Annotated in this window: 25 protein-coding genes and 1 pseudogene; 13 read left to right on the top strand and 13 right to left on the bottom strand. The window is 73.5% G+C overall.

What is annotated here, in order from left to right; all coding sequences use genetic code 11:
- The first annotated feature begins 2 nt into the window (after nucleotides 1-2).
- The 4 genes from ACW62_RS17460 to ACW62_RS17445 all read left to right on the top strand — a co-directional run bounded on the left by ACW62_RS17460 (nucleotide 3) and on the right by ACW62_RS17445 (nucleotide 4180).
- Nucleotides 3-509 carry a hypothetical protein gene (locus ACW62_RS17460; RefSeq protein WP_053205401.1) on the top strand — a complete coding sequence of 169 codons (507 nt, stop codon included), beginning with the start codon at nucleotides 3-5 and terminating at the stop codon, nucleotides 507-509.
- A 22-nt stretch (nucleotides 510-531) separates the two neighbouring features.
- The gene (locus ACW62_RS17455; protein WP_053205400.1) at nucleotides 532-1821 is read left to right on the top strand and encodes a hypothetical protein; all 1290 of its coding nucleotides are present in this window, start codon (nucleotides 532-534) and stop codon (nucleotides 1819-1821) included.
- A 13-nt stretch (nucleotides 1822-1834) separates the two neighbouring features.
- Entirely contained in the window at nucleotides 1835-3352 is a 1518-nt protein-coding gene (locus ACW62_RS17450; protein WP_053205399.1) for an OmpA family protein, read from the top strand.
- A 120-nt stretch (nucleotides 3353-3472) separates the two neighbouring features.
- On the top strand, nucleotides 3473-4180 hold the full coding sequence (locus tag ACW62_RS17445) for an AfsR/SARP family transcriptional regulator (RefSeq protein ID WP_083459867.1): 708 nt from the start codon (nucleotides 3473-3475) through the stop codon (nucleotides 4178-4180).
- On the opposite strand, the gene ACW62_RS17440 is transcribed toward ACW62_RS17445, so the two are convergent.
- On the bottom strand, nucleotides 4143-4772 hold the full coding sequence (locus tag ACW62_RS17440) for a LysE/ArgO family amino acid transporter (protein ID WP_053205398.1): 630 nt from the start codon (nucleotides 4770-4772) through the stop codon (nucleotides 4143-4145). The genes ACW62_RS17445 and ACW62_RS17440 overlap by 38 nt on opposite strands.
- A 40-nt stretch (nucleotides 4773-4812) precedes the next feature.
- Here ACW62_RS17440 and ACW62_RS17435 point away from each other — a divergent pair, with 40 nt between their 5' ends.
- Nucleotides 4813-5709 (top strand): LysR family transcriptional regulator ArgP, encoded by an 897-nt coding sequence (locus ACW62_RS17435; RefSeq protein WP_240477329.1) that lies wholly within the window; start codon nucleotides 4813-4815, stop codon nucleotides 5707-5709.
- On the opposite strand, the gene ACW62_RS17430 is transcribed toward ACW62_RS17435, so the two are convergent.
- Both ACW62_RS17430 and ACW62_RS17425 read right to left on the bottom strand, forming a co-directional pair.
- Nucleotides 5685-6278 carry a TetR/AcrR family transcriptional regulator gene (locus tag ACW62_RS17430; protein ID WP_053205397.1) on the bottom strand — a complete coding sequence of 198 codons (594 nt, stop codon included), beginning with the start codon at nucleotides 6276-6278 and terminating at the stop codon, nucleotides 5685-5687. The two genes, ACW62_RS17435 and ACW62_RS17430, sit on opposite strands and share 25 nt — an antisense overlap.
- Nucleotides 6265-7812: an MFS transporter gene (locus ACW62_RS17425; protein ID WP_053205487.1), complete on the bottom strand. Its 1548-nt coding sequence runs from the start codon at nucleotides 7810-7812 to the stop codon at nucleotides 6265-6267. Before ACW62_RS17425 ends, ACW62_RS17430 begins: the two co-directional genes overlap by 14 nt.
- Nucleotides 7813-8020: 208 nt before the next feature.
- Between ACW62_RS17425 and ACW62_RS17420 the strand changes: the two genes are divergently transcribed.
- The 4 genes from ACW62_RS17420 to ACW62_RS17405 are packed head-to-tail and all read left to right on the top strand — an operon-like array spanning nucleotide 8021 to nucleotide 10821.
- Nucleotides 8021-8626 (top strand): dihydrofolate reductase family protein, encoded by a 606-nt coding sequence (locus tag ACW62_RS17420; RefSeq protein ID WP_053205396.1) that lies wholly within the window; start codon nucleotides 8021-8023, stop codon nucleotides 8624-8626.
- Nucleotides 8627-8640: 14 nt separating this feature from the next.
- On the top strand, nucleotides 8641-9243 hold the full coding sequence (locus ACW62_RS17415; protein WP_053205395.1) for a dihydrofolate reductase family protein: 603 nt from the start codon (nucleotides 8641-8643) through the stop codon (nucleotides 9241-9243).
- 19 nt (nucleotides 9244-9262) lie between these two features.
- Nucleotides 9263-9586, top strand: coding sequence for a YciI family protein (locus tag ACW62_RS17410; protein ID WP_053205394.1), 324 nt, complete (start codon nucleotides 9263-9265; stop codon nucleotides 9584-9586).
- A complete protein-coding gene (locus tag ACW62_RS17405) occupies nucleotides 9583-10821 on the top strand; it encodes an RNA polymerase sigma factor (protein WP_053205393.1) in 1239 nt (412 codons plus the stop codon). The genes ACW62_RS17410 and ACW62_RS17405 overlap by 4 nt, the downstream gene beginning before the upstream one ends.
- Before the next feature lie 9 nt (nucleotides 10822-10830).
- Here ACW62_RS17405 and ACW62_RS17400 read toward each other — a convergent pair whose 3' ends face one another.
- Nucleotides 10831-11430, bottom strand: a complete 600-nt coding sequence (locus ACW62_RS17400; protein WP_053205392.1) for a dihydrofolate reductase family protein — start codon at nucleotides 11428-11430, stop codon at nucleotides 10831-10833.
- Nucleotides 11427-12302: a metalloregulator ArsR/SmtB family transcription factor gene (locus tag ACW62_RS17395; protein WP_053205391.1), complete on the bottom strand. Its 876-nt coding sequence runs from the start codon at nucleotides 12300-12302 to the stop codon at nucleotides 11427-11429. Before ACW62_RS17395 ends, ACW62_RS17400 begins: the two co-directional genes overlap by 4 nt.
- A gap of 100 nt (nucleotides 12303-12402) precedes the next feature.
- Between ACW62_RS17395 and ACW62_RS17390 the strand changes: the two genes are divergently transcribed.
- A complete protein-coding gene (locus tag ACW62_RS17390; protein WP_053205390.1) occupies nucleotides 12403-13035 on the top strand; it encodes an alpha-ketoglutarate-dependent dioxygenase AlkB in 633 nt (210 codons plus the stop codon).
- Between the two features lie 43 nt (nucleotides 13036-13078).
- Nucleotides 13079-13912, top strand: coding sequence for an MBL fold metallo-hydrolase (locus ACW62_RS17385; protein WP_053205389.1), 834 nt, complete (start codon nucleotides 13079-13081; stop codon nucleotides 13910-13912).
- A 10-nt stretch (nucleotides 13913-13922) separates the two neighbouring features.
- Here the strand turns inward: ACW62_RS17385 and ACW62_RS17380 are convergent, their stop codons facing one another.
- A complete protein-coding gene (locus ACW62_RS17380; RefSeq protein ID WP_053205388.1) occupies nucleotides 13923-14525 on the bottom strand; it encodes a DUF3558 family protein in 603 nt (200 codons plus the stop codon).
- A 40-nt stretch (nucleotides 14526-14565) separates the two neighbouring features.
- Nucleotides 14566-15540 (bottom strand): helix-turn-helix domain-containing protein, encoded by a 975-nt coding sequence (locus ACW62_RS17375; protein WP_053205387.1) that lies wholly within the window; start codon nucleotides 15538-15540, stop codon nucleotides 14566-14568.
- A 188-nt stretch (nucleotides 15541-15728) separates the two neighbouring features.
- On the opposite strand from ACW62_RS17375, the gene ACW62_RS36230 reads away from it, so the two are divergent.
- Nucleotides 15729-20030, top strand: coding sequence for a S8 family serine peptidase (locus ACW62_RS36230; RefSeq protein ID WP_053205386.1), 4302 nt, complete (start codon nucleotides 15729-15731; stop codon nucleotides 20028-20030).
- Nucleotides 20031-20066: 36 nt separating this feature from the next.
- Here the strand turns inward: ACW62_RS36230 and ACW62_RS17365 are convergent, their stop codons facing one another.
- Entirely contained in the window at nucleotides 20067-20336 is a 270-nt protein-coding gene (locus tag ACW62_RS17365) for a hypothetical protein (RefSeq protein ID WP_205629428.1), read from the bottom strand.
- 121 nt (nucleotides 20337-20457) lie between these two features.
- Between ACW62_RS17365 and ACW62_RS17360 the strand changes: the two genes are divergently transcribed.
- Nucleotides 20458-21306 (top strand): glycerophosphodiester phosphodiesterase, encoded by an 849-nt coding sequence (locus ACW62_RS17360; RefSeq protein ID WP_053205384.1) that lies wholly within the window; start codon nucleotides 20458-20460, stop codon nucleotides 21304-21306.
- A 210-nt stretch (nucleotides 21307-21516) separates the two neighbouring features.
- On the opposite strand, the gene ACW62_RS17355 is transcribed toward ACW62_RS17360, so the two are convergent.
- The 5 genes and pseudogenes from ACW62_RS17355 to ACW62_RS36545 form a co-directional block, all read right to left on the bottom strand.
- The gene (locus ACW62_RS17355; protein ID WP_053205383.1) at nucleotides 21517-22299 is read right to left on the bottom strand and encodes an aminoglycoside phosphotransferase family protein; all 783 of its coding nucleotides are present in this window, start codon (nucleotides 22297-22299) and stop codon (nucleotides 21517-21519) included.
- A gap of 154 nt (nucleotides 22300-22453) precedes the next feature.
- On the bottom strand, nucleotides 22454-23293 hold the full coding sequence (locus tag ACW62_RS17350) for an ABC-2 transporter permease (protein WP_083459880.1): 840 nt from the start codon (nucleotides 23291-23293) through the stop codon (nucleotides 22454-22456).
- Between the two features lie 5 nt (nucleotides 23294-23298).
- On the bottom strand, nucleotides 23299-24228 hold the full coding sequence (locus tag ACW62_RS17345) for an ABC transporter ATP-binding protein (protein WP_053205382.1): 930 nt from the start codon (nucleotides 24226-24228) through the stop codon (nucleotides 23299-23301).
- 111 nt (nucleotides 24229-24339) lie between these two features.
- Complete coding sequence (locus ACW62_RS17340; protein ID WP_053205381.1) at nucleotides 24340-24930, bottom strand: histidine phosphatase family protein; 591 nt, start codon at nucleotides 24928-24930, stop codon at nucleotides 24340-24342.
- Nucleotides 24927-25091: pseudogene (locus tag ACW62_RS36545) on the bottom strand (alpha/beta hydrolase); the annotation flags it as partial. The gene ACW62_RS17340 and the pseudogene ACW62_RS36545, both read right to left, overlap by 4 nt.

The following is a 25091-nucleotide window of genomic DNA, read 5'->3' as shown; positions in this document are numbered from 1 at the left end:
ACATGTCCGCTGACCGCCCACCGGACGGCGGCCTGCCGTCCGAGGCGACGCTGCGCGAGTTCGTGACGGCGCTGCACGACGTCGCCACCGCGATCACCCAGCACACCACCGAGCTGCACGATGACCGGCGTCGCGGCGACGGGGATCGACCGGCCTCCGTGGCCCAGCGGCGCACCGCCCTCGACTATCGAGTGCTCGGCGCCCTGACCGGCCGGCTCGCGCCGGGCGGTGTCCTGGTGAGCGCGCGGCGGTTCCAGGACAAGGACCGGGAGCGGGTCGAGCTGGAGCCGCTCCCGGCGACGGCGGCCCGGGTAGCCGTGCAGGCCGCCGGCGAGGAGGAGCCGGAACTGCTCGGCATCGACCGCGGTTCCGGCTCCTCCGGAACCGTCACGCTGGACCGCACCCGCGGCAAGGACATCGCGCGGCTCGAGGTGTGGAACGGCGCCGGCCAGCCCATCCGGCTGGGACCCCGGCTGCCGCGGCTGCCGGCCCAGACCCCGGTCGATTGACCTGCCGAAGGGGGCCCACGACATGTTCAGAAACCTTGCCCAGCTGTTCGCCGCAACACCCGGCCGCGACCGCCGGGACGTGTTCCTCGTCCACCCGATCCAGCTCAGCCGCTGGCTCGACGAGGCATGGGACAGCGCCCGGACGGTGCCCGCGTTCGGCGACCCGTCCACCCTCGAACCGTTCCTCGGCGCCGCCGACGTCGTGGAGACGCTGAACCTGCCCCGGCCCCAGGTGATCGGCGGCGCCGAGGTCGCGCCGTCCGGTGTGGTGCTGGCCGATCCCGACGTCTTCGGCGGCCAGCCGCTGCGACTGCAGGCCAGCGGGCTGGCGTGGGACCACGCGGCCTACGCGTACCTCGTGGAGTCGACCGGGGTGTTCGAGGTGCTGGCAGAGGTGGTCCGCCGCCTGGTCACCGGCGAGACCCTGGACACGCTCTCCGCCGGCGGGCTGCGCTGGCTGCGGGCCACCGAGGAGCTGTTCTTCCGCGACCCGCCGCTGTTCTCCATCGGCGGCGTCACCAGCAGCGTGCGGCCGGACGACCGGGTCAACCGGCGCAACTGCATGTGGCGGATGTTCGGCATGGACCTGCCGCATCCGATCCCGGCCCGCTGGGCCCGGCCCGGGTCGGCCGGCGAGCAGGACTGGAAGTCCGACACCGGCAGCGGCGTCAACACCGGGTTCCGGGAGAAGTGGACCGAACTGCTGCGGCAGGTGTGGCTCGGCATCGAGAACGCCCGCAACGAGAGCGGCCCGAACGCCACCGACAAGGAGTACGTGGCGTTCCTGTGCAGCGCGCTCAAGGACATGATGACCATGCGCCGTCGCGGCGGCCAGCTCGCTCGCGAGGAGTTCGTGTACGTCACGACGATGAGCTGGTTCCACCTGACGCTCGAGACTCCGGACACGCCGATCGTGGTCGACCTGCGGGCCGACGCGACCAGCGCCGCGGACCGGCTGGCGAAGATCGCCCAGCGGGTCGGCATGCAGCCGGCCGCGCGATCGCGCGAGCTGTTCGAGCTGGCCGACCTGATGTCGGCGATGCTGCGGGCGATCGAGCTGGGCGCGTTCGACACCGGCGAGAAGGCGGAGACCCTCTACGTGCCGCTGGCCGGCGGCGTGAACGCCCAGCTGCTGCAGGACATGAACCGGATCATCGACCTGTGGCAGTCCGCGACCGGGGACCGGGTGAAGGACCGGCCCGTCGGCGGCGTGGCCGGGAGCCTGAGCGCCCAGCCGTTGCGCATCCCCGCAGCACCGCCGCCCGTGCCGTCGCCGCCGCCCACCGTCGCCGCCACCAACGGCCGCGGCTGAGACGGAGGTCGTCATGACGAGCGAACCGCTCACCACCGCCCTCCTGGAGTCGCCGTTCGCGCCGGCCGAGGCGGCGCCCGAGCCGGCCGAGGCGCAGGAGTCGTGGGGGCACCTCTACGAGGAGGCGCCGGGCGAGCCGGCCTTCGAGGAGCAGGCCGCGCCGGCCCTGTCGCGGCTCACCCGCACCTTCCCGCCCGAGGCGCTCGCCGAGCTGCCCGACGTGCTGCGGGCCAAGCCGCTGGTGAGCGCCGAGGTGACGGTGCGGACCGAACGGATCCTGTGGATGATCTCGGGGGCACGGGCGAACGTGGGCGCGGAGCCGGGCTGGGGCGACCGCCTGCTGGTCGACCTGCCGGACCTGCCCAAGGCCGGGCCCAGCAGCACCGTGCACGTCCTGGTCGTCGAGACGGTGCCGTTCGACGTCGTCGAGCAGGACAAGCTCCGGGCGTTCCACCGCTTCTGCCAGAAGGCGCACCCGTCGAAGGTGCCGCCGTTCGATGCCGTCTCGGTCGGGCCGTGGACGCTGAACCGCTGGCTGGAGGAGGCGCTGGAGCTCGCGCCCGGCTCACTGGCCGCGGCGGCCGGGCTGTCCACGCAGCTGACGGCTGACCAGGCGGCCACCTACAAGCTGGTCGTGTACGCGCTGCTGCCGCGGACCGTCGGGGCGGTCGTGGCGCCGGTGGACCAGCGGTCGCTACGCGGGTTCCCGTTCGCGAAGGCCACGCTGACCGAGGAGCACGAGCGGCTGATCGCCTCGCTGGCGCGCGAGATCGTCCGCAGCTGGTACTCGCGGCGCATCGTGACGAAGATCGTCGCGCAGGGCCACACCGACCCCGTCGGCACCCGTGCCTACAACCTCGACCTCGGCCGCCGCCGGGCCCAGGCGGTGGCCGCCCGGCTCAAGGAGCTGGTCGCCCAGCAGGCCGGCCGGCTGCCCGTCGGGACGGTGGAGCGGATCGAATACGTCATCGAGAGCTACGGCGAGGACCGGCCGTTCTCGACCCGCCTGCACACCCTGAACCGCCGGGTCGAGATCACCGTGTACCGCGACTACACGCCACCGCCGGACCCGCTCGTGCTGGACGAGGTGATCGTGCGGGTCACCCCGCTGCTGCCCACGCTGACACCGGAGGCGGCCAAGCGTCTGAGCTGCGTGCTGGAGAAGATCAAGCAGCCCGGCATGGACGACCGGTTCGCCACCGACACCCAGGTGTTCCTCATCAAGCGCGACAACGAGATGCCCAGGGCCGAGGAGTGGAGCCGCGTCCTGAGCCGGCTGCTGCATCCGGACCTGTTCGGCCCGCAGGTGCCCGAGGACCGGCTCACCACCAACCTGCGGCTGCTCGACGAGGACATCGCCGGCGGGATCGTGAAGATGAGCCAGATCATCGCCTACGCCTCCGGCGCCGAGTGGGGACTGGGGCTGCTGGCGCTGCCGAAGGCGTTCAAGCAGTTCAACGCGTGGATCATCGACCGGTTGAAGGACCAGGCGAGCATCTACAGCTGCTACGCGGAGGACTTCCTGGAGTAGGCGCCGGCACACCCTAGGCGAGTCGCGATCATGCGAGTACAACATTGACTAGGCCGGACCCGCGAGCCATCGCGTGGGTCCGGCCAACCGGGGGGTGTCGATATGGCTGCGGTGGAACAGATGGCTGACCTCCACGTCATCGGGGCCTTCGAGGTCCTCGTCGCCGGGGTCCCGGTCGCGCTGCCCACCAGCCCGCGGCGGCTGCTGGCCTACCTCGCCGTCAACGGCGGTGCGCAGCGCCGCGACGCGGTGACGGGCCAGCTCTGGGGCTGGGTGCCGCAGGCGCAGGCGCGGGCGAGGTTGCGCACGGCGCTGTGGCGGATCGGCCAGCTCCCGGCCGGCCTGGTGCACAGCGGCCGCGACGAGCTCCAGCTGCGGCCGTCGGTCCGGGTCGACCTCGCTGAGAGCGCGGGGCTCGCGCGCGTCCTGCTCGACCCGGCCGGCCGCGACCGGTTGCCGGACTCGGCCGACCTGCTCACCGACGACATCCTCCCCGGCTGGGACGAGGAGTGGCTGCAGCTGGAGCGCGAGCGGCACCGTCAGCTGCGCATCCACGCCCTCGAGGCGCTCAGCCGCCGCCTCACCACGGCGGGCCGGTTCGGCGCGGCCATCGACGTGGCGTACCGGGCGATCGCGGCCGAGCCGCTGCGGGAGTCGGCGTGGTGCGCGTTGATCCGCGCCCACCTGGCCGAGGGCAACCGGTCGGTCGCCTCGCACCAGCTGGGCGAGTACCGGCGGCTGCTGGCCGACGAGCTGGGCCTCGACCCGTCGGAGGCGATCGAGTCGCTGCTCACCCAATCAGCAGGCGGGTACCGATCGCGAGCATGACGACGGCGATCAGGCCGTCCAGCACCCGCCAGGCGCCCGGCCGCTCGAACACCGCGCTGAGCGACCGGGCGCCGAACCCGAGCGCGGTGAACCAGCTCAGCGACGCCGCCATGGCGCCCGCTCCGTACAGCCAGCGGCCGTCGTCGCCGTGCTGGTTGGCCAGCGCGCCGAGCAGCACGACGGTGTCGAGGTACACGTGCGGGTTGAGGAAGGTGAAGCCGAGGCAGGCGAGCACCGCCGCCCGCGCCGTCGCCGCCGCTCCCGCCCCGGCGACCAGCGCCGACGGCCGTAGCGCCCGCCGCGCCGCCAGCGCGCCGTACCCGAGCACGAACGCCGCCCCGCCGTAGCGGGCCACGTCCAGCGCCCATGGGTGCGTCGTCAACGCGGCGCCGAGCCCGGCGATCCCGGCGCCGATCAGCGCCGCGTCCGCCACCGCGCACACCGCGACGACGGGGACGACGTGCCGGCGGGCGAGGCCCTGGCGCAGGACGAACGCGTTCTGGGCGCCGATCGCGACGATCAGCGAGAGGGACGTGGCGAACCCGACGACGGCACTGGACACGCCGTCGACGCTAGGGCCGGCGTGGACCATAGGCCAGCTAAAGTTTCTACGCCTTCCTTAGCATGGCTTCATGATGCGCATCGACCTCGCCCAGCTCAGCGCGTTCGCCGCCGTCGTCGAGGAGGGCAGCTTCGAGGCCGCCGCCCGCCGGTTGCACGTCACGCCGTCGGCGGTGAGCCAGCGGGTCAAGGCGCTGGAGTCGCGGCTGGGCCGCGTGCTGGTCAGCCGCACCCGCCCGGCCGGCGCCACGGATGCCGGGCAGCTGCTGGCCCGGTACGCGCGCCAGGTGCGGCTGCTGGAGAGCGAGGCGCTGTCCGGCCTGGCCTCCGACGACGTCGAGGTGCGGCTGGCGGTCGCCGTCAACGCGGACTCGCTGGCGACGTGGTTCCTGCCGGCGCTGACGGGGCTGGCGGACGGGCGCGGCGCCCGGTTCGAGCTGCACCAGGAGGACCAGGACCACTCGGCGACGCTGCTACGCGAGGGCGCCGTCATGGCCGCCGTCACCGCCGACCCGCACGCCGTGCAGGGCTGCGGCGTGCGCCCGCTCGGCCGCATGCGCTACCTCGGCGTCGCCACCCCGGCGTTCGCCCGGCGCTGGTTCCCGGACGGCCCGGCGGCGGCGGCCTTCGCGGCGGCGACGTCACTGCTGCTGAACCGGAAGGACGCGCTGCAGGACCGGTTCGTCCGCGAGCTGACCGGCCGCCGGATCGTCCTCCCCGTCACCGTCGTCCCCACCTCCCACGGCTTCGCCGAGGCGACGATCCTGGGGCTGGCGTGGGCGCTGCTGCCGGAGTCGATGGCCCGCCCCGCCCTCGACGACGGCCGGCTGGTCGAGATCGCGCCCGGCCGCCACCTCGACGTGCCGCTGTACTGGCAGCGCTGGAAGCTGGCGTCGCCGCTGCTGGACGAGCTGACCGACGCCGTCGTCGCGGCGGCCGCGGGTCAGCTGCGGGCGCCGAAGCCGTAGATCGTCGCTCGGGCCAGCGTCTCGGCGTCCTCGGGCCGGGGGAGCGCGACGTTGGTGAGGATGCGCAGCACGATGATCCCGCCGAACCAGTCGAACATCAGCTGGCGGTCGACGTCCGGGGGGAGCTCGCCGCGGGCGATCGCGCGGTCGAAGACGACGCCGGACTCGGCCAGCCGGGTGGCCAGCGAGGCGCGGTACAGCTCGCCGACGCGGGGGTCGCGGCCGGCCTCCGTCGCGGCCAGCCGGAAGAACGCCCGGCCGTTGTCGCTGCCGGCCAGGCGCAGCACGTCCGTGTAGATCTCGGCGAGGTCGCCGAGCAGCGAGCCGGTGTCGGGGACCCGGACCTCCAGCTCGAACAACGTCTCGGCGGCGGCCAGCGCCAGCTCGTCCTTGCTGGCCCAGCGCCGGTAGAGGGTCGCCTTGCCGACCCCGGCCCGCTCCGCGACCGCGTCGACCGTCATGCCGTCGACGCCGCGCTCCAGCAGCAGGCCGGCCGCGGCCTCCCGGATGCGGCGGTCCGCCTCCGGGTCGCGCGGCCGGCCGCGGCGCGGCTCGTCAGGCCTGTTCATCGCGGGCGTGGTTGGGCAGCCACAGCAGCGCGACCAGCGCGCCGACCAGGACGACGATCCCGGCGACGGCGGTCGTCGTGGTCATGGCGTCGACGAACGCGGCGTCGGCGGCGTGGACGAGGGCGGCGGCGGGCTCGGCGGGCAGTTCGCCGGCGGCGGCGTAGGCGCCCTGGATGCTGTCGCCGGCGGCGTGCGCGGCCTCGGCGGGGAGCTGGGCGGCGGCGTCGTCCACCTGCGCAGAGTAGACCGAGTTCAGGACGGAGATCAGCACCGCGACGCCCAGCGCGCCGCCGACCTGCCGGACGGTGTCGTTGACCGCCGAGCCGACGCCGGCCTTGGCCCGTGGCACCGCGCCCATCACCGACTCCGTCGCCGGGCCCATCGCGAACGCCATGCCGAACCCCATGACGATCGTGGCGGTGAGGCCGCGGGGCGCGTAGCCGCTGCCGACCGTCGTCCCGGTGAAGATCCAGAACGACACCGCCAGCAGCGCCAGCCCGAACACCGTCGGCCACTTCTCGCCGACCCACTGCGCGACCGCCATGGCCGCCGGACCGCCGATGACCAGCCCGATCGCCAGCGGCAGGATGCGCAACCCGGCCTCCAGCGGGGTGTAGCCGAGCACCGTCTGCAGGTAGACGGACAGGAAGAACGCGGCGCCCATCATCGCGAAGAAGACCAGCGTGATCGAGATCGCCGGCACGCTGAAGCGGCGGTTCAGGAAGAACTCGACCGGCAGCATCGGGTGCGGGTGGCGGCGCTCCCAGAGCACGAAGCCGGCCAGGATCGCCAGCGACGCCGCGACCGCGCCGAGCGTGACGCCGTTCGTCCAGCCGCGTGCAGGCGCCTCGATCAGCGCCCAGACGAGCGCGACCAGCCCGGCGCACGACAGCGCCGCGCCGACGAGGTCCAGCCGCGGCGCCGTCCGGTCCCGCGACTCCGGCACCAGCCAGAACCCGAGCAGCAGCGCGGCGCCGGCGATCGGCACGTTGATCATCAGCGCCGAGCCCCACCAGAAGTGCTCGAGCAGCCAGCCGCCGACGGCCGGGCCGCCCGCGATGCCGATGCCGGCCATCGCCGCCCACACGCCGATGGCCCGCTTGCGCTCCTTCGGGTCGCGGAACACGTCGATGAGGATCGACAACGTGCTCGGCATGATCAGGGCGCCGCCCATGCCCATCACCGTCCGCGCGGCGATGACGGTGGTGGGGTCGTTCGCCATGGCGCCCCAGACGCTCGCGGCGGCGAAGACGATCAGCCCGGCGGCGAGGGCGAGCTTGCGGCCGTACTTGTCGCCCCACGCGCCGGCCGTCAGCAGCAGCCCGGCGAACGCCAGCGTGTAGGCGTCGATGATCCACTGCAACTCGCTGGCGGTCGCGCCGAGGTCGCGCTGCATGGTCGGGATCGCCGTGTTCAGGACGGTGGTGTCCATGCCGATGAGCACCAGGCTCAACGACAGCACCCCGAGCGTCGCCCAGCGGCGCTGGTGCCGGGTGGAGGTGGCGTACTCGGTGTCGGGCGGTGCGAGGGTCATGACCACTCCGGGTGATTCCGAGACTGACGAGTTCTGAAAGTAGATACTAGACCTGCGAGTCTCGTAATTGAACCCGTCGTGGAGGTGTCCTCCGTCACCGTCGTCGCGAGAAATCTCCGGGAGCGATGTCGAAACGGGGCGGTCGCGTTCGTAGCAGGGGTGAGAGGCTGCCCACCAAGGGCCGCTCCGACGAGAGGGAACCGCGATCATGAGACTGACCATCACCACGAACGTCTCCGTCGATGGCGTCATGCAGGGGCTCGGCGGGCCGGGCGAGGACCGCCGCGGCGGGTTCGAGCGCGGCGGCTGGGCGCTGCCGCTGTTCGACGGCGAGGGCGAGACGTACCTCAGCGAGATCTACGGGCGCGCCGACGCGTTCCTGTTCGGCCGGCGGACGTTCGAGATCTTCGCCGCCTCCTGGGGGACGTGGGCCGACCCGGGCGACAGCCTCATCTGGACGGCGCTGAACTCGCGGCCCAAGTACGTCGCCTCGGCCACGCTCACCGACCCGGCGTGGGCGGACACCACCGTCCTGGCCGGCGACGTCGCGGCGATCCGGGAGCTGAAGGCGCGGCCGGGCGGCGAGCTGCAGGTGCACGGCAGCGGCGAGCTGGCCCGCTGGCTGCTCGCGAACGACCTCGTCGACGAGCTGACACTGCTGACCTACCCCGTGGTCGTCGGCCAGGGCACGCGGCTGTTCCCGGACGACGGCCCGGACGCGGCGCTCGAACTGGCCGACGCGCGGGCCTTCGCCAACGGCATCACGGCGCACGTCTACCGGCCGGCCGGACGCCCGCAGTACGCCACGAACTGAGAGGGCAGGCGATCATGAAGCTCACCACCGTCATGCAGGTCACCGTCGACGGCGTCATGCAGGCCAACGGCGGGGCGCACCCCGACCTCGACCCCGGCTTCGACCGCGGCGGCTGGGCGCTGCCGCTGTTCGACGACGAGGCGCTCGGCTACGTCGACGAGCTGTGCGAGCGGGCCGGGGCGTTCCTGTTCGGCCGCCGCACCTACGAGTTCTTCGCCAGCACGTGGGGCGCCATCGAGGAGATGGCGGACACCCGCATCGGACGCGCCTTCAACGACCGCCCCAAGTACGTCGCGTCGACCACGCTCACCGACCCGAGCTGGGCGCCCGCCACCGTCGTCGCCGGCGCGGACGCCGTCCGGGAGCTGAAGGCCGCCCCGGGCGGCGAGCTGCAGGTGCACGGCAGCGGCGAGCTCACCCGCTGGCTGCTCGCGAACGACCTCGTCGACGAGCTGACGCTGCTGGTCGCACCGGTGGTCGTCGGCCGGGGCACGCGGCTGTTCCCCGACGACGGCCCGGACCTCGCGCTCGACCTGGTCGAGTCGCGCGCCTTCCCGAAGGGCTTCCTGCTCCAGGTCTACCGACCGGCCGGCCGTCCGCGCTACGCCACCGGCTGACACAGGAGATGATGCCGGGATGAAGTACATGGTTTCCGTGATCGACGACCGCACCGGCTCGGCCACGGCCGACGAGATGACGGCCATCCACGCGTTCAACGAGCGGCTCCAGGCCGACGGCAACTGGGTGTTCGCCAGCGGCCTCGCGGGGCCCGAGACGTCCACCGTCATCGACAACCGGGGTGGCGAGCCGCTGATCACCGACGGCCCGTTCCTGGAGACGAAGGAGTACTTCGCCGGCTTCTGGATCATGGCGGCGCCCGACCTCGACGTCGCCCTCCGGCTCGCCGCCGAGGGATCGAAGGCGTGCAACCGCAGGGTCGAGGTCCGGCCGCTGCTGTGAGCGGGGCCGACGTCCGCGCGGAGATCACCCGGGCGCACCGCGAGGAGTGGGCGCGCGTGGTCGCCTCGGTGACCAAGCGGTTCGGCGACCTCGACGTCGCGGAGGAGGCGGCGGCCGAGGCGTTCGCGGCCGCCGTCGAGCGGTGGCCGTCCGACGGCGTTCCGGCCAACCCGGGCGCCTGGCTGACCACCACCGCCAACCGCCGGGCGATCGACCGGCTCCGGCGCGAGTCCAAGCGCGACGACAAGCAGAAGGAGGCGGGGCTCGTGTTCGGCGACAACCCGCCCGAGCCGCTCGGCGCCATCGACGACGAGCGGCTGCGGCTGATCTTCACCTGCTGCCACCCGGCGCTGGCGATGCAGACCCGGGTCGCGCTGACGCTGCGCATGGTCGGTGGCCTGACGGTGCCGGAGATCGCCCGGGCCTTCCTGGTGCAGGAGGCCACCATGGGACAGCGCATCAGCCGCGCGAAGGCCAAGATCAAGGCGGCCCGCATCCCGTACCGGGTGCCGTCCGCGGCGGACCTCCCGGCCCGCGTCTCCGGCGTGCTGGCCGTCCTGTTCCTCGTCTACAACGAGGGCTACCTGGCGACCGGCCCGGACCCCGACCCCGTGCGGCACGACCTCACCGCCGAGGCGATCCGGCTGGCCCGCCTCATCCGCACCTTGCTGCCCGACGACGGCGAGGTGGCCGGCCTGCTGGCGCTGATGCTGCTCACCGAGGCCCGCCGCACCGCCCGGGTGTCGCCGGGCGGCGAGCTGGTCTCCCTCGACGAGCAGGACCGCGGCACGTGGGACGCGGCGCTGATCGCCGAGGGCCATCGGCTGGTGCGCGAGCGGCTGGCCTCCGGGGTGGCGCCGGGCCGCTACCAGCTCCTCGCCGCGATCAACGCCGTGCACACGTCCGCCCGCGACGTCCGCGACACCGACTGGTCGCAGGTGATCGCCCTCTACGACCAGCTCGCCGCCGTCGACCCGTCGCCGGTCGTCGTCCTGAACCGGGCGGTCGCGGTCGGTGAGCTCGACGGCCCCGCCGTCGCCCTGGCCGCCGTCGACCGGCTCGGGGCCTCGCTGGCCGGTTACCACGCGTTCCACGCGACCCGGGCCGAGCTGTTGCGCCGGCTCGGCCGGACCGAGGAGGCGCGGGCGGCGTACGACGAGGCCATCGCGCTGGCCGGCAACACCGCCGAGTCCGCCGCCCTGACCCGTCGCCGCGACCGGCTGGAGTCGGGGTAGGACGCCGGTTCAGCGGATGCGGTCGTAGACGAGGGACACCATGCCGTGCTCGCCCGGGACCTCGCTCACCAGAGTCCACTCGGCGGTCGGCAGGCCGTCGTCGAACAGGCGCGGCCCGCCGCCGAGGAAGACCGGGAAGAGGGTGAGCGCCAGCCGGTCGACCAGGTCGGCCGCCAGCAGGGCCTTGATGACGCTCGCGCTGGAGAGCACGAGGAGGTCGCCTCCCTCGGTCGCCCCGAGTTCCGCGATCGCCTCGGCGGCCGGCCGGTCGACGATCGTGGTCCGCTCCCACGGCGCCTCGCGGAGCGAGGAGGAGAAGACCACCTTGTCGGTCTCGACCAGCCACTTGGCGAAGGCTTCGTCGCGCGGGTCGGCGCCGGGGGCGCCGATGACGGTGGGCCAGAAGCCGAGGAACCCCTCGGCGTTGACCCGCCCCATGACGGCGGTGGTGGCCGGTTCCCAGAGGCTGGTCAGGTGGTCGCGGGCGACGTCGGTGACGGCGTAGGGCAGCACCCACCGCATGTCCTGCGGGTCCGGCCCGCTGTAGTGGCCGTCGAGCGAGAGCGCGATGTTGGTGACGACTCGGCGGCGGTCGGTCTGCGGGGTCATTCGGTGCTCCTCGGGTTGGTGTCGTGCTCGAGGCCGTTGGCGTCGAGGTCGTCGTGGGGGTCGGCGGCGAGGGTCGCCGCGAGTGTGTCGAGGCTCTGGCCGAAGCCGATCTCGATGCCCGCGATGAAGTCCGCGGATTCGACCGTGCTGTCGGCGATGCGAAGTGCGACGTCGAGGTCCGTGCCGGCGCCGGTGGGCCGGAGGTCGTATTCGACGTGGGCGGTGAAGGCGTGTCCGCCGTCGGGCAGCAGCGGGGCGAGCCGGTAGCTGAGACGCTCGCCGGGGCGTACCTCGGTGACGATGCCCTCGGCGCGTCCGGCGACCGGGTCCGACCCGTCGGCGTCCTCGGCGTCGCGGTACTCATGGATGATCGGCGCACCCGGCCGTGCCTCGAAGGCGAGCTCGGAGACGCGCAGGTCCTCGGGCGTCCACCAGCGGGCGAGCAGGTCCGGCTCGGTCAAGTGGCGCCAGACGAGTTCGGAGCGTCCCGGCAGTTGCCTGGAGAACCGGAAGGAGCGGCCGTCGGCCCACCCCGACTCGTCCGCGGCGAGCCGTTCGGCCTGGAGGCTGAGCCCGTAGCGGTCGAAGGTCGCGTGCGGGCCGGCCGCCTGTTCGGCGGCGTCGGCGAGCTGACCCAGCGCGGCGGCCAGGTCGCGGAGGGGATCGGAGCGCAACGCGTAGATGTGGCGCTGGCCGCTGCGCTGGGAGGTGACGAGGCCGGCGCGTTCGAGGGTCTGCAGGTGCTTGGTCGTCTGCGGCTGGCGTGCATGGGCGAGCTGGGCGAGGACGCCCACCGAGCGGGGCCGCTCGGCCAGCAGGCGCACGAGCCGCCAGCGGGCCGGGTCGGCCAGTGCGGAGAGGATCACGTCCATGCCCGCAGTATTCACGAACAAGAATATTCGTGTCAAGGAATATCAGTTCGTGGTTGGTTCACCTGTAGAACGTTCGTTCGAATCAGGGTAGCGTGGCGGCATGAGCGTTGCCTTCCAAGCCTCCCTGCTCGACGCCGTCAGCGGTGCCACACTCGGCCCGCTCGGTGCCGCCGTCGAGCGCACCGTGCTCACCCGGGGCGCCTGGGTCGACGTCCGGCGGGGGTGGGTCGCCGGGTCCGACCAGCTGTTCGCCGGGCTGGTCGAGTCGGTGCCGTGGCGGGCCGAGCGTCGCACCATGTACGAGCGGGTGGTCGACGTCCCGCGGCTGGTGCGCTTCTACGGCGACGACGAGCCGTTGCCCGATCCGCTGCTCACCGACGCCCGCGAGGCGCTGAGCCGGCACTACGCCGCCGAGCTGGGCGAGCCGTTCACCACCGCCGGCATGTGCTTCTACCGCGACGGCCGCGACAGCGTCGCGTGGCACGGCGACACCATCGGGCGCAGCCGCACCGAGGACACCATGGTCGGCATCGTCTCGCTCGGCGCGCCGCGAGCCCTGCTGCTGCGCCAGCGCGGCGGCGGCAGCGCCACCCTCCGCTTCGCCGTCGGCCACGGCGACCTCCTGGTCATGGGCGGGTCCTGCCAGCGCACGTGGGAGCACGCGGTCCCGAAGACGGCGAAGCCGGTCGGCCCGCGCATCAGCGTCCAGTTCCGGCCCAGGGGAGTGCGCTAGCGTCGCGACCAGCCGGTGCCAACCACGAGCGGAAGGCGGCACCATGCTGACGCAGGTCGCGGAGGGTGTGCACGTTCACCAGAGCGCGTTGCTCGAGAACAACGCCGTCGTCGTGCAGGGCCGCGACGGCGTCCTGCTCGTCGACCCCGGCCTCACGACCGACGAGCTGACCTGCCTCGCGACCGACCTGTCCGCGGCGGGCCAGACGGTGGTGGCGGGCTTCGCGACGCATCCCGACTGGGACCACGTGCTCTGGCACGCCGACCTCGGCGAGGCGCCCCGCTACGGCACGGCCGGCTGCGCGGCCTTCATGCGAGATCTGCTGGCGGACGCGCAGTGGCGGGCCCGCGCCGCCGAGGGGTTGCCGCCCGAGATCGCCGACGACGTGCCGCTGGACCTCTTCGGCCGCATCACCGGCCTGCCCGCCGGAACCGCGCAGCTTCCCTGGGACGGCCCGCGGGTCCGGATCCTCGAGCATCGGGGGCATGCCCCGGGCCATGCCGCGCTGCTGGTCGAGGAGCCCGGTGTGCTGGTCGCCGGCGACATGCTGTCCGACGTCCTCGTCCCGATGCTCGACGTGGGCGCCACCGCGGACCCGATCGAGGACTACCTCGCCGCGCTGCGGCTGTTCGACGACGTGGCGGACGACGTCGAGGTCGTCGTCCCTGGCCACGGCTCCGTCGGCGGGGCCGACCAGCTACGCGCGCGGATCGACCTCGATCGCGCGTACGTGCACGCCTTGCGCGACGGCCGCGAACCCAGCGACCCGCGCATCGGCCCGTCGCCCAAGCCCGGCTGGGAGTGGGCGGTCGACGTGCACACCGGGCAACGCGACAGCCTCGCCCGGAGAGGGGAGCGCGACGCGACGCCCGAGTAGCGTCCGTCCGTCAGGGCAGCGCGGGCTCGGCGGCGGCGGCCAGGGCGGCGGCGTGGTCGCAGGCCAGCGCGGCATCGCCGCCGACGGCGGTGGAATCGAGGCGGGACGTCTCGGTGACGGCGAGGCTGACGACGCAGCCGCCGGTGGTGCCGGTGAACGTGACCGCCTCGTGCGACCCGACCGCAGGCAGTGGCTGGACGTCCGTCGCGACGATGTCGGCGGCGCCGTGGCCGCCGAACAGCTCGATCGACACGGTGAAGCTCTCGTCCAGCGTCGGCCCCTCGAACCGGTAGCGGCAGGCCCGCGCCTCGCCGACCTCCTTCGCCTCGCCGCCGGTCAGCTCGAGCGACGCGAGCCCGGCGGCGTCGACCATCGCACACGGGTCCAGCGCGGCCAGGGGGTCGTCGGCCGGCCCGTCCGAGCCGTCGGACCCGTCCGTGCCGGTCGGTGTCGGTTCGGGGTCCGACGGGGTCGCCGGCGGCTCGCTGGTCTCAGGGCTGGTCGCGGAGGCGGTCGTCGCGGGCGCGTCGCCGGCCGGGTCGTCCCCGCCGCAGCCCGTGAGCAGGAGCAGCCCGAGGGCGACGGCAGCGGCAGCAGTGGGTATCCGTGGCACGGCGCACATCCTGGCATGCTCGCCCGTCCGCCGCTGCCATTCACCACCACCCGCGCCGCGCCGCCTGGATGCCGGCCTGGAACCGGTTCGTCGCCTCCAGCTGGTCGAACAGCCGCCGGGTGCGCCGCCGCATGGTCCGTGTCGACAACCCGAGCTGCCGCGCGATCGCGTTGTCCGTCAGCCCCGCCGCCAGCAGCCGCACCAGCTGCCGGTCCTCGTCCGGCGCGTCCGGGGCGAGAGGCGCGGTCGGGGACGTCAGCGGCGTCGCCCGGGCCCAGTACACCTCGAACAGCTCCACCAGCGCGTCGAGCAGCGTCGACTCGCGGATCACCAGTCCCTGCGCGTGGCCCACCTCCATCGACAACGGGAGCAGCGCGACCCGGCGGTCGGCGATGGCCAGCTTCATCGGCAGGCCGGGCAGGACGCGGCCCTGCTCGCCGCGCTGGGTGAAGTCGTCGATCTCGTCCATGGCGCCGGGGATCTCCAGCGCCTCGGGCGCGTAGATGGCCCGCCAGTGCACGCCGCTGTCGAGGCGCACCGGCTCGACCGGGTTGACGGCGGCCAGCACGTACGGCGGGCGGTCCATCACCATCATCTCCGAGCGCACCTGGTGCTGCAGCCGGACGAACCAGCGGCCCTGCTCCTCGGGCCCGTTGAGCAGCTCGACGGTGCTGCCGCCACCGGCCTGGCGGCGGGCGGCGTGGAAGATCGACGACAGTGCGAGGGCGGAGCCGCGCACCTGGTCCAGCTCGCCGGCGCGCTCGCGGACCAGCGCGTCGAGCGCCGACTCGGGGTCGACGGCGGTGTAGCGGCGGCGCCGTCCGGACATCCGGATCACCAGCCCGAGCCCGTGCAGCCGCCCGCACGCGCGGTCGACCCGGCCCTCCGGCTGCCCCAGCTGCTGCGCCAGCGTCGCCGGAGTGGCATCGACGCAGGTCAGGAGGGCACGGTAGACCTCTTCGTCGAACGGGGCGAGGCCCACGGGCGCGAGCGAGGAGTCGTCGTCGGTCGTCATCGTCCCCTTCCCCCTTTCCCTTGAAGGGCTCGCCGCTGCTGGGGACCTCGCGGCCGGCGTCCGGCGATTGTGGCCGGATTGTGCCACCGGCCGCAAGCGGCCAGCCACAGCCATTGATACCCGGAGTCACAACCACTACGAATGTGGCAAACCCGCGGAACCCCCGCCCGCGGTATGACCTCGGGAGCATGATGATTGCTCGACGACTCCGCGCCGGATCCGGCGCCGCACTGGCCGTCGCCCTCGCCGCGGCCGGCCTGGCCCCGTTCGCCACCGGCGCGGCCGCCGAGACCGACCCGGCGGCCGGACAGGACACCCGCGTCATCGTCCTCATGGCCGGGCCCGACGGCGAACCCGTCGCGCCCGCCGAACTCGCGGCCGCGAGCGCACAGACCGAGCGGGCCGCCGTCGCCGCCCAGCGCACGATGCTGTCGGCGGCCGCGGACCAGGGCATCGACGCCGAGGTCGAGCACGAGTTCACCGACCTGGTGCACGCCGTCGCGCTCACCGTCCCGGCCGACGACGTCGACGCGCTGCGGGCGCTGCCCGGCGTCGCCGACGTCGTCCCGGACCAGCGGGTCAGGGCCAGCACCGACGTCAGCGTGCCGCTCGTCGGCGCCCCCGAGGTGTGGGAGCAGGAGGCGCCGGCCGGCGGGCCCGCCGACGGCACCGGCACCGTCGTGGCCGTCCTCGACTCCGGCGTCGACTACACGCACCCGTCGCTGGGCGGCGGGTTCGGCCCGGACCACAAGGTCGTCGCCGGGTACGACTTCTACAACGGCGACGACGACCCGATGGACGACAACGGCCACGGCACCCACGTCGCCGGCATCATCGCCGGCACCGGCGATCCGGCCGCACCGGTCACCGGAGTCGCCCCCGGCGCGCAGCTGACCGCCTACAAGGTGATGAACGCGCGCGGCGAGGGCTGGGAGTCCGACATCATCGCCGGTCTCGAGGCCGCCACCGACCCGGACAACCCCTACCGGGCCGACGTGGTGAACATGAGCCTCGGCGGTCCGGGCGACGGCACCGACCCGATCGGTCTCGCGGCCACCGCCGCCACCGAGGCCGGCGTCGTCGTGGTCGCGTCGTCCGGCAACTCCGGCCCCGGCGCGCACACCATGGGCAGCCCGGCGCTGGCCGACGGCGTCCTGTCGGTCGGCGCGTCCGCCAGCGCCCTGGTGCTGCCGACGGCCCGGCTGGCCGCGCCCCGTCAGGAGCCGATCGCCACCTTCCGGGTGCCGTTCTCCGCACCGGCGCCGGACGCGCCGGTGGTCGGTGAGCTGGTCGATGTCGGCGACGGCAACGAGGAGGACTACGACCGCGTCGGCGACGTCACCGGCAAGGTGGTGGCCTACCGGCAGAACCTGCCGGCCCTGATCACCGACGTCGCGCCGTGGATGATCGAGCAGGCCCGGCTGGCCGAGGAGCGCGGCGCCGTCGCGCTGCTCGCCTACATCGACAACTACGGCGGCCCGGTGCTGATGGGCGAGAACCCCGGGGCGCCGTCCGCCCTCGACAGCGCCGCGGCCGAGCCCGGCGTCGTCGACGTCCCGCTGCCGAGCAACGCGATCTCCGGCGACGACTTCCGGATGGACCAGCTGGTCGTCATGGGCCTGCTGGAGTCGCAGTGGGAGGTGCTGAAGCGTGACCTCGGGGCCGGCCCCGTGCAGGTCGAGATCTCCGGCGAGGACGTCACCGACCAGGTGCTGGGGTTCAGCTCGCGCGGCCCGTCGCCGGACTACTCGATCGAGCCCGACCTCGTCGCTCCCGGCTTCGAGATCATGTCGGCGATCCCCACCGAGTGGTGGGCGCCCGGCCAGTACCGGCTGTCCGGCACCAGCATGGCCGCCCCGCACGTCGCCGGGGCCGCGGCGCTGGTGCGCCAGCTGCGTCCCGACGACGCCGCCACCGACGTGAACGCGCGGCTCACCGGGTCGGCGGCGCCGGTCGAGGCCGGCCCGACCATCTCCGGCGCGGGACGGCTCGACGTCGCCGCCGCGGCCGCGGCGGACGTGATCGCCTCGCCGGCCTCGGTGTCGCTCGGCCTGGCCGACCTCTCCACCCCGGTCATCGGCGGCAGCGGCACGACCACCCTGCGCAACACGTCGGACGCCGACGTCACGGTCGCGCTGACGGCGCAGCAGGCGCCGGGCAGCGCCGGCACGGCCACCGTCACGCCGGCCGAGGCGACCATCCCGGCCGGCGGCGAGCTCGAGGTCGAGGTCGCGGTGTCCGCGGACCGGCCCGAGCAGGACGCCGACCTGTCCGGCTGGATCGTCGCCACCACCGGCGACGAGCAGGTCCGGGTGCCGTACCTGCTGGCGGCGCGCAGCCTCGTCGTGCAGACCTCGCCCGACCCCAGCGACGGCGCGTCGGAGGCGTTCATCTGGACGCCCGGCCCGCTCGATGAGCCGCCGACGGTGACGGTGACGCCGCCGCGTGGCCGGCCGGTCACCGTCCAGGCCGAGCACGACCACGGCAGCTGGTACCGCGCCGCCCTCACCGGCCCGAAGACCGGCGCCTACGCCGTCGACGTCACCGCGACGACGCAGGACGGCATCGGGCTGGTCGGCTCGGCGACGTTCGAGGTCGTGGCGCCGGTGGGCAACTCGAACAGCCCCGCCTCCTGGCAGCCGATCGGGCCGAACTCGGGTTCCGGTCCCATCGCGACGACCCCGGCCGACCCGGACGTCGCCGCCATCACCCAGTACCTCAAGGCCGGCCCGTGGACCACCGACGACGGCGGCGAGAGCTGGCGGCAGCACAACCGGCTGCCGGTCGCCGGCGGCACCGGCAACGGCAACCTCGTCGTGGCCGCCGACGACCCGGACGTCATGTGGTACGCCGTCAACGGGTCCACCGGCGGGTTCCTCGACACCACCGCCGACCCCGCGTACCGCGGCCGCATCCTGCGCACGGAGGACGGCGGCGAGACGTGGCGGCAGCTCGACGTCCCGGACGTCTCTACGATCGCGCTGGTCAGCGACCCGCAGACGCAGGTGCTGGTGGCCGTCACCGCTGACGCGCTGCTGGTCAGCCGCGACCGCGGCGACACGTGGGTCAGCCACCCCAACCTCGCCGGCAGCGAACTGACCGGCGCCGCCGTCTCCGGCGACGACCTGTTCCTGGCGGACCTGCGCGGGGTCTGGGCGGTGCGCGGGCTGATCGCCGGCGACCCGACCGGCACCGAGCAGATCTACGCGCCGAAGGAGGGCTTCGTCGAGGGCATCGCCGCCGACGACGACCTGCTCGCGCTGCTGGTCGACGACGTCGTCATCGGCTCGCACGACGGCGGGCGCGGCTGGGACGTCAACTACCCGATCCCGGACGGCGGCGCGCTCGACATCGTCCTCAGCGGCGACCTGCTGATGGTCACCACCTACCGGCCGGTGCAGCACGTCAGCCGCGACGGCGGGCAGACCTGGGCCGAGCTGCCGCAACCGGTGGTGGGCGCGATCGAGGACGACGTCGTGGCCTGGGACGACGGCCTGCTGTGGTCGTCGCCGGGCGCCGGCCTGTTCGCCGTCGACGAGAACGGCGAGGACCCGCAGCGCATCGGCGTCCAGGCGGCCACGCCCTACGACCTGGAGATCGTCGACCGCGGCACGCCGACGCTGCTGGCCGGCACCGACTTCGACGTCTACGCCACCGGCCTGCCCACCCGGCCCAAGCTGCCCGGCGGCGGCACCGAGTGGGGGCTGTCGGGCTACGAGGCCTACGTCGGCACCCGGGTCGCGCAGCTGGCCGCCGACCCGCAGGACCCGGAGACGGTGTGGAAGATCCGCAAGGACGCGCTGTCGCAGTTCTGGGTCTACCGCAGCACCGACGGCGGCCAGGAGTGGGAGCACCTCGCCAGCACCAACGAGGTGCCGTTCGACCTCGCCGTCTCGCCGGCCGACAGCGGCCGCGTCGTGATCCCGTTCTGGAGCCTCGGCGGCGTCGGGGTGTACGTCACCGACGACGACGGCAAGAGCTGGCGCAAGCAGTTCCACAGCGAGATGTTCACGACCGTCGCCATGGACCCGGCCGACCCGGACGGGCTCTGGCTGGGCAGCGCGTCCGGCCTGTACCGCTCCGACGACTTCGGGCGGACGGTGCGGAAGGTCGCCGACGGCCAGGTGACCTCCGTCGCGGTGGACGGTGAGCGGGTCGTCGCCGGCGGCGCCGCCATCCAGGTGAGCGACGACGGCGGGCAGACGTTCCGCACCGCCGACACCGGCGGGGTGCCGATGTCGGTCGGCGACCTGATCGTGTCGCCTGCCGATCCGGACACCTGGTACGCGGCGACCACGTCGTTCTCCGCGAACGGCCTGGTCAAGGGCGGCCGCGGCGTCCTGCGCAGCACCGACGGCGGGCAGACCTGGGTGAACGTGTCCAGCGGCCTGCAGAACCTGAACGTCGTGTCGCTGGAGATCAGCCCGGACGGGCGCTGGCTCTACGCCGGCACCCAGCTGGGCGGTGTCCACCGGATCCGCACCCGGTAGGCCGCAGCAACGCGCGGCGAGTGGGACCGGCCCCTTTCAGGAGTCGTCCCACTCGTCGCGCAGTTCCTTGCGCAGCACGTCGACCTGCACGATCAGCGCACCGAGCAGCTCCTCGCGGTTCAGCCGGTTGGTGGTGCGGTACGACCACGCGGGCCGCCCGTCGGCGTCGAGGACCTTGATCAGCACGAACGCCTCGATGGCCGTCTCACCCGGCGCGAGCGGGTGCACCTCGAGGCCGCTGAGCACCTGAGCGACCGGCACGCGCTCGTCGCCGATCGAATCGGGGTCGCTGTCCATGGAGGACATCCAAGCACCCCGTGTCCGGGCCCCGCGGGGTGGTCTTCACCGAGCTGTCAGCCGGGGTCCGACTCCGCGTCACGTCCATCGGACAGCCTGGTGCACACCCACCCGAATCGGAGGACGTATCGTGCGGAACGCCAGGATCGCCGGGCTCGTCGTGATCTCGTTGTTGACCGTCTCGCCAGCAGCCGCCGTCGCGGCGGACGAGGCCGACGGGCCCGCCGTCATCGCCCACCGCGGCTCGTCCGGCATCGCGCCGGAGAACACCGCCGCCGCCGTCCGCGCCGCCGTCCGCCAGCGCGCGGACGTCGTCGAGATCGACGTCCAGCGCACCAGGGACGGCCGGCTGGTGAACTTCCACGACTGCACCCTGCAGCGCACCACCGACGTGGAGGAGCGCTTCCCGGGCCGGGCGTCGTACCGGGTGTCCGACTTCACCTGGGCCGAGCTGCGCACCCTCGACGCCGGCTCGTGGTTCGACGAGAGCTTCGCCGGTGAGCCGATCATCACGGTCCGGGAGGTGATCCGGCTGCTCGGCCGGCGTACCGGCCTGCTGGCCGAGATCAGCCCGTGCGGGCACTACGCCGACACCGGCCTGCCCGAGCAACTGGCCGCCGAGCTGAGCGCGATCCCCGGCTACGTCGACGACGCGCTGGAGGACGGCCGGCTCGGCGTGCAGTCCTTCGTGGTCGCGGACGCGCGCGCGTTCCAGGCCGCGCTGCCGGAGGTGCCGGTCGGCCTGCTCGACGCCGACCGGCCCACCGAGGCGGAGCTGCTGGAGCTGGCGACCTGGGCGGATCAGGTGAACCCGCAGTTCACCGTCACCGACCAGGCGCTGATCGACCGCGTCCACGAGCTGGGCATGGAGATCAACGTGTGGACGGTCGACGAGCCCGGCGCCATGCGGCGGATGCGGGACCTGGGCGTCGACGGGATCATCACCGACTTCCCGCAGTCGCTCACCCAACGCGGCTGAGGCCGTCTCCCAAGTCTCTGCCGTAGCGAGCGGCGTTCAGGTGGATGCCGCGCAAGGTGCGAGGAAGGACGACCGACGAGAACGATCAGGTGACGAAGCCGCGGCGAATCCGAGCGATACGTCACCTGATCGTCGGCAGCTGGCGCCGACACACACGGCGACGCGCCGCCCGCACACCGCGCAGCAGGCCACGGACCCGGGCAACGCACCCTACGGAGCGAGCTTCACCGCGACGTCGTAGAGGTCGTGCCACTCGGGCGCCTCCTGGGCGCAGCGGGCGAACAGCCAGAGCCGCAGCCGCCCGGGGTCGAGGTCGAGCAGGCCGGCCATGCGGTCGGACAGCGCACCGGGGTCGTCCATGAGGCGGTCCATGTTGAACATGTGCTGGGTCGCGTCGTAGGTGCGGTCGCCGACGTACGGCTTGGGGTCGATGACGAGCCAGGGCTCGCGCTGCGCCGCGACGATGTTCTCGGGATGCAGGTCGGTGCAGAGCAGGACGTCGTCGTCGCTGCCGAGGGGCAGTTCGCGGTAGAGCGTGACGCCCTCGCCGAGCAGGCCGCGGTCGAACGCGGGCGGCGCCGACTCGACGCGCTGGTCGAAGTCGCGGGCCCAGAACTCGCACATCGACGCCAGCGAGCGGAACGGGTGGCCGTCGGGCGGACGGCGCCAGAGCCGGCGCAGCAGCCCGGCCAGCACGACGTCCTGCTCGAGCGGCGGCAGCGACCGCGCCAGCGGCGTCCCCGGCTCGGCCCGCTCCAGCAGCAGCGCGCTGGTGTCGCCGGACTTCTCGTCGGCGTACACCCGTACGGCGCCGTCGCCGGCCCAGAACCGCAGCCCCTCGGCCTCGTGCTCCGCCTCGGCGTGCCGGAAGCCCACCTTCAGCACGACGGGGTCACCGGCGGCCGTCGTGGCCGGCGCCACCCACGAGCACTGCCCGCCCGGCTCGTACGCCTCGCCGACGTTCAATTCCCACCGCGCCACCACCGCCGGCACGACCGACGGCAGCGTCGCCGCCCACTCCGTGAGCCGTGGCTCCTGACCGCGGGCGCGAACTCGGACAGTTTCGTGGGCATGCGGAAGGCGGTCACGCCGGTATTCAAACCGACGCGACCGCCGTCACGCACTGCCCCCCTTTCAGGCAGCGCTGTCAGGCGTCGCGGCGCTTGAACAGCCAGCCGGCGATCAGCAGCAGCAGCGCCGCCTCACCGGCGAACACCCCGATGCCGGTCCACGGCCCCAGCAGGTCGGGGTTGAAGGACTCGACGGTGGCCATCGTCGTGCCGGCGTTGCCCGGCATCAGCTTCGTCAGCCATTCGCCGGCCGCGCCGGGGATGAGGCCGACCAGGTTGCCGACGACGAAGATCAGCGCGATGCCGACGGTGACCGCACCGGCGGTGTGCCGCAGCAGCAGGCCGAGGCCCAGGCCGAACACGCCCAGCACGGCGAGGTAGAGGCCGCCGCCGACCATCGTCCGCAGCACGTCGGGGTCGCTGAGCGTGAGCCCGATCCCCTCGCGGTCGAGGAAGAAGTTGCCGGCCAGGATCGCGACGGTCGACGTGATGGCGCCGAGCACCAGCAGCAGCGTGGTGATCACGGTCGTCTTGGCCGCCAGCACCGACCACCGGCGCGGCGCCGCGGCGAGCGTGGTGCGGATCATGCCGCTGGAGTATTCGGAGGTCGCCACCAGGATGCCGAGCACGAGCGCGGCGATCTGGCCGAACATCAGGCCCCAGGTGGCGAACGCGCCGATCGGCTCGTCGGCGGCCTCGCCGGCCAGTTCGCCGGCGGCGGCGAAGCAGATCAGCGCCGTCAGGCCGACGCTGAGGACGAACAGCGAGGTGAGCGTCCAGACGGTGGACCGGACGGTGCGGATCTTGGTCCACTCGGCGTCGAGGATGCGACCGAACGTGAGCCGCGCGCCGCCGCTGCCGTCGTGGCGGGCCACCGGCGGCGACGCCGGCGGGGTCAGGGTCGAGGACGTGGTCATGGTGGTCACACTCCGGCGGGGACGGGCTGGTCGGTGCGGGCGTGGTACTCGACGCTGTCGGCGGTGAGGCGCATGAACGCCTCCTCGAGCGAGGCGCTGACCGTGCTCAGTTCGTGCAGGTACAGCCCGCGGGAGCCGGCGACGTCGCCGATCTGCTCGGGCGTGGCGCCGTCGACGAGCAGCGCGCCGTCGTCGTCGCGGCGGATGGCCCAGCCGCGCTCGCGCAGCGCCTCGGCCAGCACGCCGCCCTGCGGCGACCGGACCCGGACGTGGGCGGCGGAGTTGCGGGCGATGAAGTCGGACATGTCGGTGTCGGCGATGATGGTGCCGCGCCCGATGACCAGCAGGTGGTCGGCGGTCAGCGCCATCTCCGACATCAGGTGGCTGGACACGAACACCGTCCGGCCCTCGGCGGCCAGCGACCGGATCAGGTTCCGGATCCACCGGATGCCCTCCGGGTCGAGGCCGTTGACCGGCTCGTCGAACAGCAGCACGCCGGGGTCGCCGAGCAGCGCGGCAGCGATGCCGAGCCGCTGGCCCATGCCGAGCGAGAACCCGCCGGACCGCTTGCGGGCGACGGCCTCCAGCCCGACCATGCCGATGACCTCGTCGACGCGGCGGCGCGGGATGCCGTTGGTCTTCGCCAGCCACAGCAGGTGGTTGTAGGCCGTGCGGCCGCCGTGGATCGCCTTCGCCTCCAGCAGCGCGCCGACCTCGTGCAGCGGCGCGGGGAGGTCGCGGTAGGCGCGGCCGTTGACGGTGACGCGGCCGCCGGACGGGTGATCGAGGCCCATCACCATGCGCATGGTCGTGGATTTCCCGGCGCCGTTCGGGCCCAGGAAGCCGGTGACCGCGCCGGGCCGGACCGTGAAGTCGATCGCGTCGACCGCGGTCTTGTCTCCGTAGCGTTTCGTCAGCCGTTCCGCTGTGATCATGGCGGACACGCTACGACCATCGCTGGCGATAAAACAGCAGTTCAAGGGTGGTTTCAGGGCTGACTCAGGGACATCTCGGGGTGGTCCCTGAGCCGGCCCCGGAGTCACGCCCTAGACGCGTAGCGCGTCCGGGAACCCGGTCCAGCGCAGCTCGTCGGGCAGGTGCCTGGTGTCGTTGTGCACCAGGACGGACGGCGCGCGCTCCGGCGCGTACCGGATCACCGTCAGCGCCGCGTTGCCCTGGTTCACCGTCAGCCACCGCCACGGCGCGGCGTCGAGGGCGTGCCGCACCAGCCAGCCGATCGTGAACGCGTGCGTCACCACCAGCTCGTGCCGGTCGGTGTCGCCGCCGGCCGGTCCGGTGAACCGCTCGACCGCCTCCGCCGCCAGCCGATCGCCGTCGTCGTCGTCGAACTGGTCGACGAAGCCCTGGTAGGCCACGGGGACGCCGTCGCGGTGCGGCACGTAGTCGCCCGCCGCCGGGTGCTCCCGCGGCTCGACCCCGAGGGCCGTGGCGACGATGCGCGCGGTCTCGGCCGCGCGGGGGAGCGGCCCGTGCTGCACGGCGTCGATCGTGGCGGCGCCATCGCGGAGGCGCGCGCCGAGGAGGCGGGCCTGCTCACGTCCGGCCGGCGTCAGGCCGGTCTCGTCGGGCGCGGCTTCGGCGTGGCGGGCGAGGTAGAGGTAGCGGGTGGCGGTCATGCGGGCGGCTCCAGCAGGCCGGCGACGGCGTCGAGGACGGCCGGCCAGGCACTCGATTCGGGGTCGATGAGGCCGTAGTGTTCCACGCCCTCCAGTTCGCGGAGCGTGCCGCCCGGCCCGGCCGCGGCGGCGTAGCGGCGGCTGAACGCGGGCGGGACCTG

Source organism: Jiangella muralis, assembly GCF_001270745.1.
Classification (GTDB): domain Bacteria; phylum Actinomycetota; class Actinomycetes; order Jiangellales; family Jiangellaceae; genus Jiangella; species Jiangella muralis.
This window is presented reverse-complemented; position numbering and strand designations above follow the sequence as displayed.